The organism is Acidovorax sp. KPB24-03 (assembly GCF_057546605.1).
Genome location: NZ_BAAJYR010000517.1, coordinates 1 through 2,111, shown reverse-complemented (window position 1 = coordinate 2,111; position 2,111 = coordinate 1). Strand labels below are relative to the sequence as shown.

General features: G+C 72.4%; 3 protein-coding genes and 1 pseudogene. All 4 read right to left on the bottom strand.

All coding sequences use genetic code 11. The annotated features are described in order from the left end of the window. Nucleotides 1-174 precede the first annotated feature (174 nt). The gene (locus tag AC27KI_RS23420) at nt 175-318 is read right to left on the bottom strand and encodes a hypothetical protein (RefSeq protein WP_272564027.1); all 144 of its coding nucleotides are present in this window, start codon (nt 316-318) and stop codon (nt 175-177) included. A gap of 61 nt (nt 319-379) precedes the next feature. Continuing rightward, nucleotides 380-883 carry an MgtC/SapB family protein gene (locus tag AC27KI_RS23415; RefSeq protein ID WP_284403469.1) on the bottom strand — a complete coding sequence of 168 codons (504 nt, stop codon included), beginning with the start codon at nt 881-883 and terminating at the stop codon, nt 380-382. 181 nt (nt 884-1,064) lie between these two features. Further along, on the bottom strand, nt 1,065-1,835 hold the full coding sequence (locus AC27KI_RS23410; protein ID WP_487090915.1) for a pseudouridine synthase: 771 nt from the start codon (nt 1,833-1,835) through the stop codon (nt 1,065-1,067). A gap of 79 nt (nt 1,836-1,914) precedes the next feature. After that, nucleotides 1,915-2,111, bottom strand: a pseudogene (locus AC27KI_RS23405) (MocR-like pyridoxine biosynthesis transcription factor PdxR); the annotation flags it as partial.

Here is a 2,111-nt window from a genome sequence, read left to right as displayed (position 1 = left end):
TGCGGCTGCCGTTGCGGCTGCCGCCCGCACCCCGAGGCGCCCCGCCATGCCGCAGTGGATCTGGCCCGCGCCCAAGAAGAAAAAACAGCGGCCTGCGCTGTGAAACCAGGGCAGGCCGCTGCGGGTGGGCCGGGCGGCAGGGCCCGGCTCCGGTGGGGCCGTGGCCCGTTGCCGTTACTTGTTCTTCAGTTTGCCGCGCGGCATCACCGCGGTGATGGGGGCCATGGGGCGGTCGGAACCGCTTCCTTCCTTGGGGGGCGAAGTGTCCTTCTTGGGTTTCTTCGCCATCTTGTTGCTGCGCTGTTCGCCTTTGGCCATGGAGTGCTCCGTTGCAGGTCGCCGGATGGGACCGTGGCGCGATGGTACACGCCGAAGGCCGCTACTTGGTGTCCGGGTGGCTGTCGCGTTCCGTCAGGCGCTGGACCAGCGGCACGGCGCTGAAGATCGCCAGCGCCAGCAATGTGCTGAGCACCGCCGTGGCCTCCAGACCCAGGCCGGCCGCCACGCCGATGGCGGCGGTGAGCCAGATGCCGGCAGCCGTCGTCAGGCCCTTGACCTGGCTCTCGCCGTCGCCCTTGAGGATGGTGCCCGCGCCCAGGAAGCCCACGCCGGCCACGATGCCCTGCAGCACGCGGCTGTTGTCCCCCGCGCTGATGCCGGCCTGCTGCGCCACCAGCACGAACATCGCCGCGCCCATCGACACCAGCATGTGGGTGCGCACGCCGGCCGCCTTGCCCTTGTTCTCACGCTCCCAGCCCAGCAGGCCGCCCAGCAGGCCCGCGATGCCCAGGCGCACCACGATGCGCGTGGCCTGGCCCAGGTCGGTGAGGTCGGAGAATTCGGCGGCCACGGTGGTGGCGATCTGGTCCCACCAGCCCATCATCGACGGGCCCCGTGCAGGAGGAGGGAAAGGGGGCGGGTCTGGGTCATCCGGAAATACCTTATGAAAAATGAAAGGGGGGCGCGGCGCGCGTCACCGCCGACCAATGTCGGCGCCGAACCGCACCCCTTCCAGCGGCCATGGGCGACACATCAGGTAGGACGCGGCCGGTGGCACCGGGCGATCATCCGGCAGATCGCCAGGGCAGGGCGAACACGCGCTGCTGCCAGTCGATCGCATCGCCGGCGGTGTCCGGACCCGTGGCGGCGGCTGAGGGGGTCGCCGCCCATGGGTCGGGCAACCCACTGTCCAGGGCCAGCCATTCGCCTGTGGCCGGGTGCGCCAGGCCCAGGTGCCAGGCGTGCAGCCACAGCCGCTGGCGGCCCAGGCGCTCGGCCCACCAGCGGTTGAGCGGGCCCTTGCCGTGCGTGGCATCGCCCAGGATGGGGTGCGCCAGGTGCTTGAGATGGCGGCGGATCTGGTGGCGCCGCCCGGTGGTGGGCAGGGCCTCCACCAGCGACGCGCGCGTGCCGGGAAAGCGCGGGTCGGCGGCCTCGGGCAGTTCCAGCCGGGCCAGGCAGCGCAGCGTGGTGTGGGCGTCCTGCACGGGGGTGTCGGGCGGGGCGTCGTCGGGGCGCAGGGCGTGGTCCACCTCGGCCGCATCGGGCATCCAGCCGCGCACCAGGGCGAGATAGCGCTTGCGCACCGCGTGGTGCTCGAAGGCCTGCGACAGCGTGCGCGCCGCGGCCGGGTGCAGCGCCATCACCAGCACGCCGCAGGTGCCCTTGTCCAGCCGGTGCACCGGGTACACGTGCTGCCCGATCTGGTCGCGCAGCGTTTGCATGACGAAGCGGGTCTCGCCTGCGTCCAGCCCCGTGCGGTGCACGAGCCAGCCGGCGGGCTTGTACACGGCGACGAGGTGCTCGTCGCGCCAGAGAATGTGCAGGAGGGGCATGCAGTGCGGAAAAGGGGAATGGGGCCGGGGCGGGGTCGGCGGGCAGGATAACCGCACCCTCCGCTTCTCGGCCCGGCCCTCAATGCGGTGGCACCGGGGCGGGCGCCCCCGCGCCCCAGGCGGCCACGATGCGCCCCAGGATCCGGATGCCCTGCTCGATCTGCTCCACCGTGAGGCTCGCATACCCCAGCACCCACCCGCCGGGCCGCGCCGGCCCGCCGCGCTGCGCGTCGGCGAACAGCGGCGACACGGGGTAGATGCCCACGCCCTGTGCGC

Bases quoted from the DNA above. Each gene is read 5' to 3' on its own strand.
- AC27KI_RS23415 (WP_284403469.1), bottom strand. From the start codon at position 883: ATGATGGGCTGGTGGGACCAGATCGCCACCACCGTGGCCGCCGAATTC.
- AC27KI_RS23420 (WP_272564027.1), bottom strand. From the start codon at position 318: ATGGCCAAAGGCGAACAGCGCAGCAACAAGATGGCGAAGAAACCCAAG.
- AC27KI_RS23410 (WP_487090915.1), bottom strand. From the start codon at position 1,835: ATGCCCCTCCTGCACATTCTCTGGCGCGACGAGCACCTCGTCGCCGTG.